Below are 15,317 nucleotides of genomic sequence, written 5' to 3' on the forward strand. Positions count from 1 at the left end.
CCGGCCGGGTGTCCTTCCGTCCTGCCCTCATCGTGGAGACCCCATGAAACGCGCGCCCTTGTGGCGGGCGATCGTCGCGCTCGCCGTCGTCGCCCTGTCCTTGTACGTCGCCCTCACCCAGTCCGCCCGCCTCGGCCTCGATCTGCGCGGCGGCACCCAGATCGTCCTGGAGACCAAGAACTCACCCACCGTCAAGGCCGACGCGGCCTCCACCGACCGGGCCCTGGAGGTGCTGCGGCAGCGCGTCGACGCGCTCGGCGTCGCCGAGCCGAGCATCGCCCGCTCCGGCGAGAAGCGGATCATCGTCGAACTGCCGGGAGTGCAGGACCCGCGCGAGGCCGCCGAGGTCATCGGCCGCACCGCCCAGCTGACGGTCCACCCGGTGACGGGGGAGTCGGCGGCCAAGGGCACGGCGAAGCCCGCCGCCGACGGGTCCCGCACCCTGCCCGACCCGGACCGGCCGGGCAGCCACCTCGTCCTCGGCCCCACCGCGCTGACCGGCGAGGGCGTCAAGGACGCGGAGGCGGTCCTCGACCAGCAGTCCATGGCGGGCTGGCTCGTCTCGCTCGACTTCCGCAAGGCGGCGGGCGACAGCTGGGCCCGCGTCACCGGCGAGGCGGCCTGCGCACCGCAGGGCGCGCCCGAACGCCGCGTCGCCATCGTCCTGGACGGCAAGGTCATCTCGGCGCCCGGCGTCAACGAAGGCGTGGCCTGCGGCACCGGCATCACCGGCGGCTCCACCCAGATCACCGGGGGCTTCGACCAGTCCGAGGCCCGTGACCTCGCCGCCCTCGTCAAGGGCGGCGCCCTTCCGGTGCCCGTCGACGTCGTCGAGCAGCGCACGGTCGGCCCGACGCTCGGCGCCGACGCCATCGACGCGAGCACCCAGGCCGCGATCATCGGCATCGCGCTGACCGCGCTGTTCATCACCGTCGTCTACCGGCTCATGGGCGCCCTCGCCTCGCTCGCCCTCGCGCTGTACGGCCTCATCTCGTACGCCGCCCTGGTGGCACTCGGCGCCACCCTCACCCTGCCCGGACTCGCCGGGTTCGTCCTGGCCATCGGCATGGCCGTCGACGCGAACGTCCTCGTCTTCGAACGGGCCAGAGAGGAGTATCTCGGCGCCCGCTCCACGGAGCTGGCCAAGCCTGTCCGCACCGGCTTCGCCAAGGCGTGGAGCGCGGTCGTCGACTCGAACGTGACGACGCTGCTCGCCGCCGGGCTGCTCTTCTTCTTCGCCACGGGACCGGTCAAGGGCTTCGGCGTGACCCTGTGCATCGGCGTCCTCGCCTCGATGGTCACCGCGCTCGTCATCACCCGCGTCCTCGCCGACTTCGCCGTCGCCCGGCGCTTCGTGCGCAAGCGCCCTGGCCTCACGGGCATCGCCACCACGGGCCGCGTCCGCGGCTGGCTCTCCCGCCGTGACCCGAACCTGCTGCGCCACCGGCGGCGCTGGCTCGGCGCGAGCGCGCTCCTGGTCGTGGTCGCGGTCTCCGGCATCGTCCTGCGCGGCCTGGAGTTCGGCGTCGAGTTCACCGGCGGCCGACTCGTCGAGTACAGCACCAGCAGGCCCGTCGACGCGGACACCGCCCGCGGCGCCGTGTCCGACGCCGGGTTCCCCCGCGCGGTGGTGCAGGAATCGGGCGACGGTGACATCACCGTACGCACCGAGAAGCTCACCAACGAAGAACAGCAGCGCGTCAAGGAAGCGCTGGAGAAGCCGGGCGGCACCGTCACCGTCGAACGCGACGAACTGATCGGGCCGAGCCTCGGCAGCGAACTGCGGCAGAAGGCCCTCATCGCGCTCGGCATCGCGGTCGCCGCCCAGCTGATCTATCTGAGCGTACGGTTCCGCTGGACCCTGGCGACCGCCGCGGTGACGGCGATGGTCCACGACGTGCTCCTCGTCGTCGGCCTCTTCGCCTGGCTCGGCAAGCCGGTCGACAGCGTCTTCCTCGCCGCGGTGCTCACCGTGATCGGCTACTCGGTCAACGACACGGTCGTCGTCTTCGACCGGGTGCGTGAGGGGCGCCGCCGCAACCCGCGCGGCGACCTGGAGTCCACGGCCAACCGGGCCGTCGTGCAGACGCTGCCGCGCACCGTGAACACGGGCATGGGCGCGCTGTTCATCCTGGCCGCGCTCGCCGTGCTCGGCGGCGACTCGCTGGCCGACTTCTCGCTGGCGCTGATCGCCGGTGTCCTGGTCGGTATCGCGTCGACGGTCTTCACCGCGGTGCCCCTCGCGGTCGTGCTGGAACACCGCAATCCGGCGCCGCCGCCCGCGCGACCGGGGCGCAAGCGCGAAGTGCCGGACGGATACAGCCCGTTGGAGGCACGCAGGAAGAAGGAGCGCGGGACGGGGGCGGTCGTCTGAGTCTGATTCCGAGTCCGATTCGTGTGGCGGGCGGCCGTTCCCCGGGCAGGGGAGCGGCCGCCCGCCGTGTGCGTCGGCCCCGCGCCGCCGCCGCGTCAGATCCTGCGCCAGCGCGCGTTGACCCACGAGAAGAGGCCGAACGCGGCGAGGCCGACGGCGATCAGGGCGAGCAGCCAGGGCCCGGCGGCCGTGTCGGTGAAGGACCGCAGCGTGTCGTCCATGCCCTTGGCCTTGCCCGGCTCGTGCCGCAGCGCCGCGGCGACGGCGAAGCCGCCCGCCGTGGCGAAGAGCACGCCGCGCGCCGCACCACCGGTCACGCCGAGGACGTCGCTGCCGCGGCGGACGCGCGCCGACATCTCGCCCAGGCGCAGCCGGTCGCGGAACTTGCGCAGCAGGGCGCGTCCGGCGATCCACAGGCCCGCGGCAAGGACCGCGGCGCCCCCGAGGGAGACGATCCACTGCCCGCCGGGCCAGTCGAGGGCCTTGGCCGTGATGTCCTGGGTCTGCCGGTCGCTCGACCCGCTGCCGCTGCCCTTGTCGCCCGCCGCGTAGGCCAGGACGGAGTAGGACACGAAGCCGTAGAAGACGGCTCGCCCGCCGGACAGGGCCCGCTTGCGCGCCGTGCCGCCGTCGGGACCCGCCTGGCCGAAGAAGAGTTCGGAGAGGCGCCACAGCGCCATGCCCGCGAGGGCGGCGCCGAGCAGCCAGAGCAGGGCGTGGCCGAAGGGCCGGTCGGCGAGTTCCGCCACCGCGCCTCCGCGGTCCGCCTGCCGGCGGTCGCCGCCGTCGGAGAAGGCGACCCGCAGCGCCAGCGCGCCGACCAAGAGGTAGAGCACACCGCGGCCGACGAATCCGGCGCGCGCCACAGCGGCGACGGTGCGGCCCTTGGCCACCCGCCGCGCCTGTACGGTCCCGCTTCCTGTCGCACCGGTAAGTCGCATGGCTCCCAAGTGCCCAGGCCGGTGCGGCCCATGCCCGCCGCGGTCAGCGGAATCCGCTTCTCGCCCACGGTCGCGCGCCCGCGACCGGGTCGCAGGAGGGGACCACGAAGGCCTGGTCGAGGCGGGTGATGCGCAGCACCCGCCAGTTGCGGGGGCTGCCGGGCACGAGCCACAACATGCCCTCGTTGTCCGCCACTTGACGCCGGATCCGCACGAGAAGGCGCAGGCCGCCGGCGTCCAGGAAGGTCACCCGCCGAAGGTCCGCGACGACCTGGTGGCCGGCGTGGTCGAGGAGTGCCGTCACACGTGGAGCGAGTTCCTGGTCGGCCCAGGCATCCAGTTCGCCCCTAAACGCAAGGACATCAGTGCCGTTCACCACATGGTGATGCAGGCCGAAGGTGAAGTCGGCGGTGCCCGATTCCCAGTCCAGCAGTTTCCTGTCTCCTTACAGAGAGTAATCGAATGTGGCGATGGCGTGGCGTTCGTGGACCGGCGCCGGACGCCATCGAGTCCTGGGCGGCACCGAAGTCCTATCTGCATCGTGCCCGCTCAGGGCCATTCGTACCCTTGTATGGGTAGGGCAATGAGGATCGAGTGCGGATGATCAGGCCTCAAGTACACGATTACGTAGAGTAGTTGAATGTTTTGATGTCCGGGCTTCCGTGGTCCCGGTGCCCGGCCCGGGGTCAGCGCGGTGTCGCGCGAAACGCCCTGCGGTAGCCGCCCGGTGTCGTGCCGATGGCGCGCAGGAAGCGGCGGCGCAGATTGGTGGCGGAGGAGAGCCCGGAGCGCCGGGCGACGGCCTCCAGCGGCAGGTCCGTGGACTCCAGCAACTCCCTGGCCGCGCCGATCCGTTGGGCGAGCAGCCACTGGCCGGGGCTGACGCCGAGCTGGTCGGCGAAGCGCCTGGCCAGCGTGCGCGCGGAGACGCCCGCCCGGGCGGCCAGGTCCTCGATGCCGATCGGCTCGGCGAGCCGTTCCCCCGCCCAGGCGAGCAGCGGCGCGAGCGAGCCGTCGAACTGGACGGGGTGGGCGGGCGCCGCGTACTGCAGCTGCCCGCCTTCGCGGTGCGGCGGCATGACCATGTTCCGCGCGACGTGCGCGGCGTACCCGGCGCCCTGGTCCGCGCGGACCAGATGCAGACAGAGGTCGACGCCCGCGCCCGATCCCGCGCTGGTCGCCACGTCACCGTGATCCACGTACAACACGTCCGGATCGACACGAACGGCCGGGAAGAGCGCGGCCAGTTCCTCCGCGAGCGCCCAGTGCGTGGTCGCCCGCCGCCCGTCGAGCAGGCCCGCGTGCGCGAGGGCGAACGCGCCGGAACAGATGCTGAGCACCCGCGCGCCCTGGCGGTGGGCCCGGCGCAGCGCGTCCACGACCTCGTCGGACGGCGGCTCCTGAGGGGGCAGCCAGCCGGGGACGACGACGGTGTCCGCCCGCTCCAGGGCGTCAAGACCTTCGCGCACGACCATGTCGTACCCGGCGCGCGTCGCCACCGGGCCGGGGCGTTCGGTGCACACGCCGAAGGTGTACCGCGTCGCGAGGCCGCGCCGTTCGATCCCGAACACCTCCGCCGCGCAGGCGAGTTCGAAGGTCGACTGGGGTTCGTGGACCAGGGCGACGACACGATGCATGGCAGAAAAGTACCTCGGCATGACTTTCCTGACACTGGGTGGGGCGGCCGCCGCCGGACACGCTGGAGCCATGACGACAGAACGGACGGACATGACGACAGAAGCGACGGACATGACGACAGAAGCGACGGACATGACGACAGAAGCGACGGACCGGAGCGGGAGCGCCATGGCCGGCTATGTGTGGTCGGCCGTGGACGACGCCCCGGTCCGTGAACTCTTCCCCGGCATTCGCCTGCGCCCGCTGTGGCGCGGCGCCGACGGCGCGAGCGCCCAGGTGCTCGAAATGGATCCGCACACCTGCTGGGAGGGGATCGACGTGCACGAACCGGGCCCCGAAGAGGTCTTCGTGGTCTCCGGAGTCTTCAACGACGGCGAACGCGACTACCCGGCGGGCTCGTTCATCCACGCCCCCGCGGGCTCCTGGCACATCCCGCAGACCACCACCGGCTGCACCTTGTTCGTCTTCTACCCGGAGGGCTGAGACCTCCGACAATCCGCCCTACCCCTTCTCCGACCGGCTGCGCTCCGCGGACTCCAGGAGCGTCGGCAGCGCCCGTTCCAGCGCGTCCACTCCATGCGCGTACGGCAGTCGCAGCCGGTCCCTGAAGCCGTCCACCGCCGAGAACGCGGACCCCGGCACCACGGACACGCCCCGGCGCCGCGCCCACTGCGCCATCGCCTCCGTGTCGGTGCCGGGCACGCGCACCCACAGCGCGGCGCCCCCGGCGGGGCGGTCCCACTCCCAGTGCGGGGCCCGGGCGCGCAACAGCTTCTCCGCGCCCGCCCGTTGCTCGCGCAGCACCGTACGCCGCGTCGTACGCGCCTGCGGAAGACGGCCGAGCAGCCGCACCGCCACCAGCTGCTCCACCACGGGACAGGACAGGTCCACCGACGTCTTGATCTTCGCGAGACGGGTCACGAGCTGCGGCGAAGAGCGCACCCAGCCGACCCGCAGCCCGCCCCAGAACAGCTTCGACAGCGTCCCCACGACGATCGTGGAGGCCTCGGGGAGCCGGGCGGCAAGGGGCACAGGGGGCCCGTCGCCGTCCAGCGCGAGCTCCGCGCACGAGGTGTCCTCGACCGTGAACACCTCCCGCTCGGCCAGCGCGGCGGCCCACGCCCGCAGCGCCGCCCCGTCCAGGCTGCGGCCCGTCGGATTGTGCACGGTCGGCTGGAGGTAGACGAGCCGCGGCCGCACCGTCGCGCCGAACCGCCCGAGGGCGCCGGGATCGGCGCCGTCCCGGTCCGCGCCGGGCCGGTCGCCGCCGACCGGCACCAGGCGCGCGCCGCGCGAGCGCAGCGCCTCCAGGGCGCCCCGGTAGGTGGGGTTCTCGACCACCACGGTGTCGCCCGGGTCGACCAGCGCCTGCGCCACCAGCCACACCGCCTGCTGCGAGCCCGAGGTGACCAGGATCTGCTCGGGCGCGGTCGGCACCCCGGCCGCCCGGTAGTACGCGGCGATGCCCTCGCGCAGCTCGGGAAGCCCGTACGGCAGATAGCCGTCGGCGCCGAGCAGCGGCGCGAGATCGTCCGCCGTCAGGGCGCCCACCACGTCGCCCACCGTGCCGAGCCCGTCCAGGGCGCCGCTGGACAGGTCCACCGTGCCCGTCCGCGCGTCGAAACTGGCGAGCCTGCCCTCGCCCGCACCCTGTTCCAGGGACCCCGAACCGCGCAGCCGCGATCCGCTGCCGCGTCGGCTCTCCAGCCAGCCCGCCTCCTCCAGGATGCTGAACGCGGCGGTCACCGTGGAGCGGCTCACGCCGAGCACCAGGGCCAGCTCACGCTGCGAGGGCAGCGTCGAACCCGCCGGTACGTCGGCGCGCTCGGCGAGCTCCCGCAGGGCGTCCGCGAGCCGCCTGGGCAGCGGCCCCGCCCCCTCCGAGGCCCAGCCGGTGAGCAGCCTGGACAACCTGGCCGTCGCAATCTTCGCCATGCGCCCATCTTCCTCCACACGGGCCACCGTTCGCCGCGCACGCCCCATGACCAGGCAGGACGCGCAGGCCAATCGGGCCCGACTGGTCGTTGCCAGCGCCACGTGCGGGACGCAGGATCGGCAGCACCGCGCACAAGAAGGAGTGTGAAGGACATGGCGACCGTCGTGCTGGTCGGAACCCTGGACACCAAGGGCGAGGAGTACGCCTGGCTGCGCGAGCGCCTCAGGGAGTACGGCAGCGATGTCCTCCTCGTCGACACCGGCATCCAGCCGCCGCCCGCCCACGCCCCTGTCCCCGACGTACCGGCCGACGTCGTGGCGCGGGCCGCCGGGCACAGCCTGACCAAGCTCCGCGGCGCGGGGGAGCGGGGCGCGGCGGTCGCCGCGATGGCCGAGGGCCTCACCCGCGTCGTCCTCGACCTGCACCGCGAGGGACGGCTGCACGCGGTGCTCGCCGCGGCGGGCAGCGGCGGCTCGGCGATCGCCGCGCAGGCCATGCGGGCACTGCCCATCGGCGTACCGAAGGTCCTGGTCAGCACCATGGCGGGCGGCGACGTGGCGCCGTACGTCGACAGCAGCGACCTCACGATGATGTACAGCGTCGTCGACATCTCCGGCATCAACTCGGTCTCGCGCCAGGTGCTCGGCAACGCGGCCGCCGCCGCGGCCGGGATGGCGCGCCGCAGGGAGCGCAACCACGAGCAGCTCGCGGGACCGCGCCGCAAGGTCGTCGCCGCCACCATGTTCGGCGTGACCACGCCCGCGGTCGACACGGCCCGCGGCCGCCTCTCCGAACTCGGCTACGAGGTCCTCGTCTTCCACGCCACGGGCGCCGGTGGCCGGGCCGTGGAGAAGCTCGCCGCCGACGGCATGCTGGACGGCGTGCTCGACCTGACCACCACCGAACTCGCCGACGAACTGGTCGGGGGAGTGCTCAGCGCGGGCCCCGACCGGCTCACCGCGGCGGGCGCGGCCGCCGTCCCCCAGGTCGTCGCGCCCGGCGCTCTCGACATGGTCAACTTCGGCCCCGCGGCGAGCGTGCCCGAGCGGTTCGCCGACCGGCGCCTCCTGGTGCACAACTCGACGGTGACGCTGATGCGGACGACCGCCGACGAGATGACCGAACTCGGCACCGTGCTCGGCCACAAGCTCGCCGCCGCCCGCGGCCCCGCCGAACTCTTCTGGCCGCTGCGCGGTCTGTCCGCCGTGGACGTGGCGGGCGGCCCCTTCGACGACGGCGTGGCCGACACCGCGGGCCTGGAGGCGCTGCGCGCCACCGTGCGCGGCAGCGGCGTACGGCTGCGGGAGATCGACGCCCACATCAACGACGCGTCGTTCGCCATCGCCATGGCCGACCGCCTGCACGAACTGATCACCGAGCGCTCCGCGGCCCCGGCCCGCCGCTGACCCGCTCAGAACCGTGAGGAGAACACCATGAACCGCGAGGAAGCACTCGCCCGGCTGCGCGCCCAGGTCGCCGCGGGCAAGCCCGTGATCGGGGCGGGCGCGGGCACCGGCCTCTCCGCCAAGTGCGCCGAGGCCGGTGGCGTCGACCTGCTGATCATCTACAACTCCGGCCGCTACCGGATGGCGGGCCGCGGCTCGCTCGCCGGACTCCTGCCCTACGGCGACGCCAACGAGATCGTCACCGACATGGCCCGCGAGGTCCTGCCCGTCGTCAAGGACACCCCGGTCCTCGCGGGTGTGTGCGGCACGGACCCGTTCCGCCGCATGGACCTCTTCCTCGACCAGCTGAAGGCCATGGGGTTCAGCGGCGTGCAGAACTTCCCGACGGTGGGCCTGTACGACGGCACTTTCCGCGTCAACCTCGAAGAGACCGGCATGGGTTACGGCCTCGAGGTCGACATGGTCCGCACCGCCCACGCACGCGATCTGCTCACCGCGCCCTACGTCTTCGACCCCGAGCAGGCCGCGGACATGGCACGCGCGGGCGCGGACGTCCTGGTGCCGCACGTGGGCCTCACGACGAAGGGCTCGATCGGCGCGGGCACCGCGCTCACCCTCGACCGGGCGGCGGCCGCCGTCCAGGAGATGCACGACGCCGCCAAGCGCGTCAATCCGGACCTGCTCGTGCTGTGCCACGGCGGCCCCATCGCCGAGCCCGAGGACGCGCGGTACGTCCTCGAACACACCGAGGGCGTCGTCGGCTTCTTCGGCGCCTCGTCGATCGAACGGCTGCCCACCGAGCGGGCCATCGTCGAGCAGACCCGGGCCTTCAAGTCCCTGACGCCCTGAGGCGTGCTCACCAGAGGCGTGCGCCGCGTCGCGCCAGGTACTTGGACGGGCTCACGTCCGAGCCGTAGTGCCGCCGGGCCCGGATCTCCAGATGGAGATGGGGGCCCGTGGCGCGCCCGGTGGCGCCGCTGCTGCCGAGTCCGGCGCCGGTGCGGATGCGGGCGCCCTGGCGTACGCCGATGCGGGAGAGGTGCGCGTACACCGCGTAGTGCCCGTCCGGCATCCGCACGGTGACGGCATTGCCGTACGCCCCTGACCAGCGGGCGAGGACCACGACGCCACCGCCCACCGCGTAGACGGGAGTGCCGCGCGGCACCGCGAGGTCGATGCCGGTGTGGTGCCCGGCGAGCCAGTCGCCGCGCACGCCGTACTGCGCCGTGATCCGGTAGCGCCGCCGCAGCGGCAGCGCACACCGGCCGGGAGGCCCGAACCGCGCGATGCCGCGGTCGTCGTCCTCGGGTATCCGCTCGTCGGCGCTGGCCAGCGCCGACTCGAACTCGGCGTCGTAGTGGGCCGAACAGGAGTCCTCGGACTCCTCGGCCGATGCCGGTGCGGCCGCCCGGAAGGAGAGGGCGCCGCCTGCCAGGAGCGCCGCGGCCATGCCCAGCGCGTCACGTCGTGTGCTGCCCGCCCGAGGCGGGACGTCTATGTGGTAGCCCATTTCAGTCAGCAGACCGGTCGGGGCGGCGGACCGCACGCCGACTGGGCCATCCGGTGTACCCGGCCGGTGAGACCGAGGGGACCTCCAAGGGGACTTCCGAGAGGCCCGTCGGGAGAAGTTCCGGCAAATCTTCCCCGCCGTGAGCCGCCCGCGGCCGTCCGGTGTCCCGACCCGCGCCCGGTAAGCGCGACACGCCGGAACCGTCCGCCAACTGCAGGACGCCTAAGGCCAGTTCACTCCGTACGATGTGCGGACGGGCCCCGCCGGACGCTCCTGCCGAAGTGATCGTCCCCGACAGCGGGGCACCGGTTGTTCGTACAGACGGTCTGACCGGTTGTCGTGCCCGGCGCAAACAGCGGATACGGTGCTGCCGTGGTGATCGAGAGGGAGGGGCCGGTGCCAGGAACTGCGCTGCTCGTCGCGGCGGCCCCGGTGGGCAAGGGCCGCATCGTGGACGCGGCTTCCGTACTTCCCGTGCTCGCGGCGGTGTCACCGGCGGCCCTCGCCGGAACCCCGACCGCGAGCGTCGTGGAACTCGCCGACCCGCTGGACCCGCAGACGGTCCTGACCCGGCTGCGGGCCGCCGCCATGGCGCCGGGCCCCCTGACGATCTACCTGGTCGGACAGGTCCACCTCGACCGGCGCCAGCGGCAGTTGCACCTCGCGCTCGCCAGGTCCACCCCCGCGACCATGCGCTACACCGGGCTGCCCTGGCACTGGATCACCCAGGAGCTCCGCCTGCGCCCCGCGGGCGGCACCACGATCGTCGTCGACCTGCACACCGACCAGGAGAGCTGGGGGACCCTCACCCAGCACCCGCTCGACGCGGGACCCGGCGTCGCCCTGTACGGACGGATCGCCCCGCCCGCGCGGCGCCGCGGCATCGAGACGCCGGCGTACATGAAGGCGCTCGCCACCGTCCTGCGCAGCGGCCACCGCCCGCCGCTGCCCGAACTCCACGAGCAGGCCGTCGCCCAGTCCCTCGCCGACGACGCGCAGGACCTCCTGATCGCGTCGACCGGCGCCGCCCCGGTGCCGCAGAGCCCCTACCGGCAGCCGCCGACGCCGTCGGACATGGATCCGCACGCGGCGATCACCGCGGCCGTCGAGGCCGGACGGCACGGCGAGGCCGCGTCCCTGGCCGCGGCCTGGGAGCAGACGGCGCTGCGCATGCACGGCCCGGGCTCCATCGAGGTCATCCACTGGATGGAGGTCCGTGCGGACCTCGCGCGGTTCGCCGGGGAACCGGCGCGCAGTTGCGAGACCTGGCTCGCGGTCGCCGCCGCCCGGCTCTCCGCGGGCCAGGCGCGCGACTCCGCCGAGGTGGAGGCCGCGGCGGACCGGGCCCACCACCTGTGGGACCGGGTGCGCGACCCCGAGGCCGTCCGCGCGCTCGGCCCCGCCCTGGTCGCCCTGCGCCGCCAGGTGCCGGGACGCCAGCGCGGCACGCTGTCGCTCGCCCAGCGGCGGCTCGAACAGTTCCACACCCAGCAGGTCGGCTGACGGGACGCCCGCGCCGCGGAGGCGGCGCGGGGCGGGCCCGCGCCCCTCAGCTCAGAGCGCCGTGCCGAACGCCTGCGTCCACCACGGGCCGCCGGAGCCGTTGTGGATGCCCACGCCCAGCTCCTTGAAGTCGCAGTTGAGGATGTTGGCGCGGTGGCCGGGGCTGTTCATCCACGAGTCCATCACCGAGGCGGGGGTCTGCTGGCCGCGCGCGATGTTCTCGCCGTACGTGCTCCAGCGGTACCCGGCCGCCGTGATGCGGTCGCCGGGGTCGGTGCCGTCCGGGCTCGTGTGGTCGAAGTAGTCGCGGGCCGCCATGTCGGCGGAGTGCTTCGACGCGGCGGTGGCGAGCTTGCCGTTGGAGCGGACCGGGCCGCAACCCGCCTTGGAACGCTCGGTGTTGACCAGGGCGACGACCTGCTCGGCGGTGCCGCTCGGCTGCTGGGGCGCCGGATCGGGCTTGTCGGGCTTCGGCTTCGGCGCTGGCGCGGACTTGGTCTTCGTGGGCGTGGGCGTGGGCGACGGCTTCTTCTTCGGCTTCGCCTTCGTCTTGCTCGGGCTCGGTGACGCGGAGGGCGAGGGGGAGTGCGAGGGCGACGGGCTCTTCGACGCCGAGGGCTCACCGGTCCCGGACGCGGGCGCGGCGGCGGTCGACGGCGCGCTCTCGTCCGCGTCCGGCTCGGTGAGCAGATGCACCGCGGCGCCACCGGCGACGAGAGCGGCGACCGCGGCCGCCACCGCCGCCGTACGGCGCTGGCGCCTGGCCCGCTCCCGACGGGCAAGGGCACGCGCGGACAGCGGAGCCTGACCGGGCAGGGCAGCGGTGGCGCCGACACTGACCAGGTCGGCGGGCGGCAGCAGTCTGCTCGCCAGGACGGCCCCCACCGGCACGAGCCCCAGCGCCACCAGGAGCCCCTCGGCGGGGACCAGGTTCGACCAGTGGCTCTCACAGATCTGGCAGCCGCGCGCGTGCCGCGCGATCCGCTTGCGCCACAGCGCCGACGGCGCCCCGTCCCAGGAGTCCGTCACCTGCTGGAGGCCCGCGCAGCGCGGCTCGGCCGACAGGGCGCGGACCACCACGCGCGCCGTCTCCAGCTGCGCCTTCATCCGCTGCACCCGCACGGCCGCGTGCTGCGGCGCGAGTTCGAGCGCGGCGGCGACCTCCGTGCGCGTCAGCTCGCCCGCCGACTCCAGCCACCACAGGGACAGCAGCGCCCGGTCGTCCTCGTCGAGCCACCGGGTGGCCTCCGCGGTCTCGCGGCGCTGCCCCGAGAGCCCGAGGCGGGTGATGGTCAGGTCCACGAAGTCCGCGCCGGGATCCACCACGTCGTACCCGTCACCGAGCTGGCCGCCGGTGGGTATCTCACCGGTGGCGCGCTCCCGCCAGTGGCCGCGTATCTGGTTCATGGTGATGGCGACGAGCCAGCTGCGGAACGTCTCGGGACTGCGCAGGCCGTCCAGGCCGCCGAGCACGCGGAGCATGGTCTCCTGCACCACGTCGTCCACGTCGGCGTGCCCGTTCAGGGCGCGCCCGACGATGTTGTAGACCAGCGGAAGATACTCCGCCACGAGCGCGTCCTGCGCCTGCTGGTTCCCGTCCTGCGCTGCCCTGACCATCGCGGCTTGGCGTTCGCTGCTCACGCTGTGTCCACTTCCTCTGTGGGGGGTCCGTCTGCTCCGACATAGGGGAGACGCCCCCCGCCCGCCCCGATAACAGAAACCCGTCGGATTCCGTCGGCGGCGGTCCACTATGCCGTGCCGCGGATCCGGCGCTCGCGAGGGGTGGCGACCCCACCCCTTCACTCGAACGGGCGTACGCCGCGGGGTCCGGACCCGGCAGAACAGGCGCGGACGCGCATCTCGGCAGACGATGGCCGGACAGTCCTGCAGATCCTGCGAGGTGGTTGCTGTGCAGATCAGAGCGGTGGTATCCGAGTTCCTCGGGACGTTGCTCCTCGTCTTCTTCGCCGTGGGATCGGCGGTGCTCGGCGCCGAGTACATCGGCACCCTCGGCATCGCGCTGGCCTTCGGCTTCACGCTGCTCGCCCTGGCGTACACCCTCGGCCCGATCTCCGGCTGTCACGTCAATCCGGCGGTGACCCTGGGCATGCTCTGCGCGCGCAGGATCGACGTCCGCACCGCCGTGACCTACTGGGTCGCGCAGTTCCTCGGCGGCATCGTCGGCGCGGCCCTGCTCTTCCTGCTGGCCAAGCAGGTACCGGGGCTGAAGACGAGCGGAGCCTTCGGCAGCAACGGCTACGACGACCGGTCCGCGGTCGGCATCAACCTGGGCGGTGCCTTCCTGGCGGAGGTCGTCCTGACCTTCCTGCTCGTCTTCGTCGTCCTCGGCGTGACGCACCGGGTGGCCGTGACGGGCTTCGACGGGCTGCCGATCGGCATCGCGCTGGCCGTCATCCACCTGGTCGGCATCCCGCTGACCGGCACCTCGGTCAACCCCGCGCGGAGCCTGGGCCCCGCCCTGTTCGCCGGGGGAGCGGCGCTCTCCCAGCTGTGGCTGTTCATCGTGGCCCCGCTGGTGGGCGGCGTGATCGCGGCGCTCGTGCACCGGGTGACGCATCCCGCGGGTGAGGAGCGGGTCATCGCCGACCAGGCGTCCGCGGCGTGACCTCGGGATGAGCCGGTGAGGGGCCGTCGAGCAGCGGCTGAGGACGGCCCCGCAGCTCCTGCTCGAAGAAGGCGCCGATGTAGGCGCGGGTGATCTGCTCGGAGCGCTCACCGGAGAGCGGCACCTCGGGGTCGACCACCCCGGCCTGTCCGGTCAGGACGGGCAGGTCGGTGAAGGTGAAGTGCCCGGACCCCTTGACCGTGAACCAGCGCTTCCAGCCGTGCAGCCCCTGCCACGTGCTGTCCCAGTTCTCGCCGTCCCCCTGCCCCGGGGTGTGATCGAGCTCGGTGCCCAGCATCAGGAAGGGGCGCGTGCCGAGACCGACCGGCTCCGTGTGGAAGTGACCGTCCATGTTCATGCCCGCGCGCACCCGGGGGTCGGCGCTCATGGCGGCGAGCGCCGCGGCCCCGCCGATGGAGTGCCCGCCCGCCCCGACGCGCCCGGGGTCGATCATCCCGGCGTGCCGCCAGGTCGCCTCGCGTCCGGTCAGGCGGTCGATGACGTACGAGATGTCCTTGGCCCGCCCCTCGGTGATGACCTTGCCCATCCCCGGCTTCTCGGCGGGCCCGCACGCCTGGCAGGTGAGGATCCGGCCGCCGGGGAACGCCGTGCCGACCGACTCGTAGGCGTGGTCGACGGTGGCGACGACGAACCCCCGGCTCGCGAGGTCCTCCGCGAGGTGCGTCAGCGTGGCCCGGGGAGCGGTGAACCCGGGGGAGAGCACGACCAGCGGGAACCGTCCTGACGCGGGCCGCGCACCGGCACGGGCGAAGGTGCGGGTGGCGCTGTACGCGGCGGCGGAGATCCGCTCGTCCAGACCGCCCGACTCGAGCAGGAGGCGGGCCTCCGCTTCGGAGGTGTAGGCGGTGGGGCGCCCGCCGCCGTGCCGCGCGGGGTAGTACACGGACGTCATCAGCTCCCGCGCGCCCGCCGAGGGCACCCACGGGTCCCGACGGCTCTTGTCGACGAGGTGCAGGGTGTCGCGGCCCACCGCGAACGGTCCTGTGGGGCGGGGGAGATGGAGGGGCGCGGCCGCCTGGTCTGCCTGCCGGTCCGCCGACGCGGGTGTGGCGTGGGCGACGGCGGCACTCACGGCGGGCAGGGTCAGCGCGAAGGCGAGAACGGTGACAACGGCACGCCCACGCAGGGCAGTTCGGGTTCCGGTCATGACACACGACGCTAGGCGTGGCGGCAGGGTCACACGTCGCCCCGCGGTCTGACCCGCACCAGACCCTGGAGGTATGCGCGCGTCAGCTTCTGGTAGGAGACTCGATACGGCCACGGTGGCGCGCCTGCCACCACTCGTCGCCACTCGTCACCAGGAGGTCCGTTGTCCCCCCAGTGCCCTGAGACCCCGCGGGAGCCGTCGGACGAGGGAGGCGA

General features: G+C 73.4%; 13 protein-coding genes. 6 read left to right on the forward strand and 7 right to left on the reverse strand.

The annotated features are described in order from the left end of the window. The first annotated feature begins 43 nt into the window (after positions 1 to 43). On the forward strand, positions 44 to 2,374 hold the full coding sequence (gene secD, locus CP970_RS41500) for a protein translocase subunit SecD (RefSeq protein WP_055544033.1): 2,331 nt from the start codon (positions 44 to 46) through the stop codon (positions 2,372 to 2,374). A 95-nt stretch (positions 2,375 to 2,469) separates the two neighbouring features. On the opposite strand, the gene CP970_RS41505 is transcribed toward secD, so the two are convergent. The 3 genes from CP970_RS41505 to CP970_RS41515 form a co-directional block, all read right to left on the reverse strand. After that, the gene (locus tag CP970_RS41505; RefSeq protein ID WP_079043161.1) at positions 2,470 to 3,315 is read right to left on the reverse strand and encodes a DUF1206 domain-containing protein; all 846 of its coding nucleotides are present in this window, start codon (positions 3,313 to 3,315) and stop codon (positions 2,470 to 2,472) included. A 43-nt stretch (positions 3,316 to 3,358) separates the two neighbouring features. Beyond that, positions 3,359 to 3,691, reverse strand: a complete 333-nt coding sequence (locus tag CP970_RS41510; protein ID WP_157877644.1) for an STAS domain-containing protein — start codon at positions 3,689 to 3,691, stop codon at positions 3,359 to 3,361. A 310-nt stretch (positions 3,692 to 4,001) separates the two neighbouring features. Further along, a complete protein-coding gene (locus tag CP970_RS41515) occupies positions 4,002 to 4,952 on the reverse strand; it encodes a GlxA family transcriptional regulator (RefSeq protein WP_055544036.1) in 951 nt (316 codons plus the stop codon). A 169-nt stretch (positions 4,953 to 5,121) separates the two neighbouring features. Here CP970_RS41515 and CP970_RS41520 point away from each other — a divergent pair, with 169 nt between their 5' ends. Then, on the forward strand, positions 5,122 to 5,436 hold the full coding sequence (locus CP970_RS41520; protein ID WP_055544037.1) for a cupin domain-containing protein: 315 nt from the start codon (positions 5,122 to 5,124) through the stop codon (positions 5,434 to 5,436). Between the two features lie 18 nt (positions 5,437 to 5,454). Here the strand turns inward: CP970_RS41520 and CP970_RS41525 are convergent, their stop codons facing one another. Continuing rightward, positions 5,455 to 6,888 carry an aminotransferase-like domain-containing protein gene (locus CP970_RS41525; protein WP_055544038.1) on the reverse strand — a complete coding sequence of 478 codons (1,434 nt, stop codon included), beginning with the start codon at positions 6,886 to 6,888 and terminating at the stop codon, positions 5,455 to 5,457. 153 nt (positions 6,889 to 7,041) lie between these two features. On the opposite strand from CP970_RS41525, the gene CP970_RS41530 reads away from it, so the two are divergent. Together CP970_RS41530 and CP970_RS41535 are read left to right on the forward strand one after the other, a co-directional pair. Then, positions 7,042 to 8,295, forward strand: coding sequence for a Tm-1-like ATP-binding domain-containing protein (locus CP970_RS41530; protein WP_150494627.1), 1,254 nt, complete (start codon positions 7,042 to 7,044; stop codon positions 8,293 to 8,295). Between the two features lie 27 nt (positions 8,296 to 8,322). After that, positions 8,323 to 9,144, forward strand: a complete 822-nt coding sequence (locus CP970_RS41535; protein WP_055546259.1) for a phosphoenolpyruvate hydrolase family protein — start codon at positions 8,323 to 8,325, stop codon at positions 9,142 to 9,144. Positions 9,145 to 9,151: 7 nt separating this feature from the next. Here the strand turns inward: CP970_RS41535 and CP970_RS41540 are convergent, their stop codons facing one another. Beyond that, positions 9,152 to 9,805 carry a M23 family metallopeptidase gene (locus tag CP970_RS41540; protein WP_079043406.1) on the reverse strand — a complete coding sequence of 218 codons (654 nt, stop codon included), beginning with the start codon at positions 9,803 to 9,805 and terminating at the stop codon, positions 9,152 to 9,154. A 396-nt stretch (positions 9,806 to 10,201) separates the two neighbouring features. Between CP970_RS41540 and CP970_RS41545 the strand changes: the two genes are divergently transcribed. After that, on the forward strand, positions 10,202 to 11,308 hold the full coding sequence (locus CP970_RS41545; RefSeq protein ID WP_055546274.1) for a hypothetical protein: 1,107 nt from the start codon (positions 10,202 to 10,204) through the stop codon (positions 11,306 to 11,308). Between the two features lie 51 nt (positions 11,309 to 11,359). Here CP970_RS41545 and CP970_RS41550 read toward each other — a convergent pair whose 3' ends face one another. Next, positions 11,360 to 12,949, reverse strand: a complete 1,590-nt coding sequence (locus CP970_RS41550; RefSeq protein ID WP_107098903.1) for a sigma-70 family RNA polymerase sigma factor — start codon at positions 12,947 to 12,949, stop codon at positions 11,360 to 11,362. Between the two features lie 268 nt (positions 12,950 to 13,217). Here CP970_RS41550 and CP970_RS41555 point away from each other — a divergent pair, with 268 nt between their 5' ends. Next, positions 13,218 to 13,934, forward strand: a complete 717-nt coding sequence (locus CP970_RS41555; protein ID WP_055546261.1) for an MIP family channel protein — start codon at positions 13,218 to 13,220, stop codon at positions 13,932 to 13,934. Here CP970_RS41555 and CP970_RS41560 read toward each other — a convergent pair. Then, positions 13,906 to 15,102, reverse strand: a complete 1,197-nt coding sequence (locus CP970_RS41560; protein WP_055546263.1) for an alpha/beta hydrolase family protein — start codon at positions 15,100 to 15,102, stop codon at positions 13,906 to 13,908. The genes CP970_RS41555 and CP970_RS41560 overlap by 29 nt on opposite strands. Between the last annotated feature and the right edge of the window lie 215 nt (positions 15,103 to 15,317).

The sequence above is a fragment of the Streptomyces kanamyceticus genome, assembly GCF_008704495.1.
Lineage (GTDB): Bacteria > Actinomycetota > Actinomycetes > Streptomycetales > Streptomycetaceae > Streptomyces > Streptomyces kanamyceticus.

What these genes read in the sequence shown, in the direction of transcription:
- secD (WP_055544033.1), top strand. Translation starts at nt 44, where the DNA reads ATGAAACGCGCGCCCTTGTGGCGGGCGATCGTCGCGCTCGCCGTCGTC.
- CP970_RS41505 (WP_079043161.1), bottom strand. Translation starts at nt 3,315, where the DNA reads ATGCGACTTACCGGTGCGACAGGAAGCGGGACCGTACAGGCGCGGCGG.
- CP970_RS41515 (WP_055544036.1), bottom strand. Translation starts at nt 4,952, where the DNA reads ATGCATCGTGTCGTCGCCCTGGTCCACGAACCCCAGTCGACCTTCGAA.
- CP970_RS41520 (WP_055544037.1), top strand. Translation starts at nt 5,122, where the DNA reads ATGGCCGGCTATGTGTGGTCGGCCGTGGACGACGCCCCGGTCCGTGAA.
- CP970_RS41525 (WP_055544038.1), bottom strand. Translation starts at nt 6,888, where the DNA reads ATGGCGAAGATTGCGACGGCCAGGTTGTCCAGGCTGCTCACCGGCTGG.
- CP970_RS41530 (WP_150494627.1), top strand. Translation starts at nt 7,042, where the DNA reads ATGGCGACCGTCGTGCTGGTCGGAACCCTGGACACCAAGGGCGAGGAG.
- CP970_RS41535 (WP_055546259.1), top strand. Translation starts at nt 8,323, where the DNA reads ATGAACCGCGAGGAAGCACTCGCCCGGCTGCGCGCCCAGGTCGCCGCG.
- CP970_RS41540 (WP_079043406.1), bottom strand. Translation starts at nt 9,805, where the DNA reads ATGGGCTACCACATAGACGTCCCGCCTCGGGCGGGCAGCACACGACGT.
- CP970_RS41560 (WP_055546263.1), bottom strand. Translation starts at nt 15,102, where the DNA reads ATGACCGGAACCCGAACTGCCCTGCGTGGGCGTGCCGTTGTCACCGTT.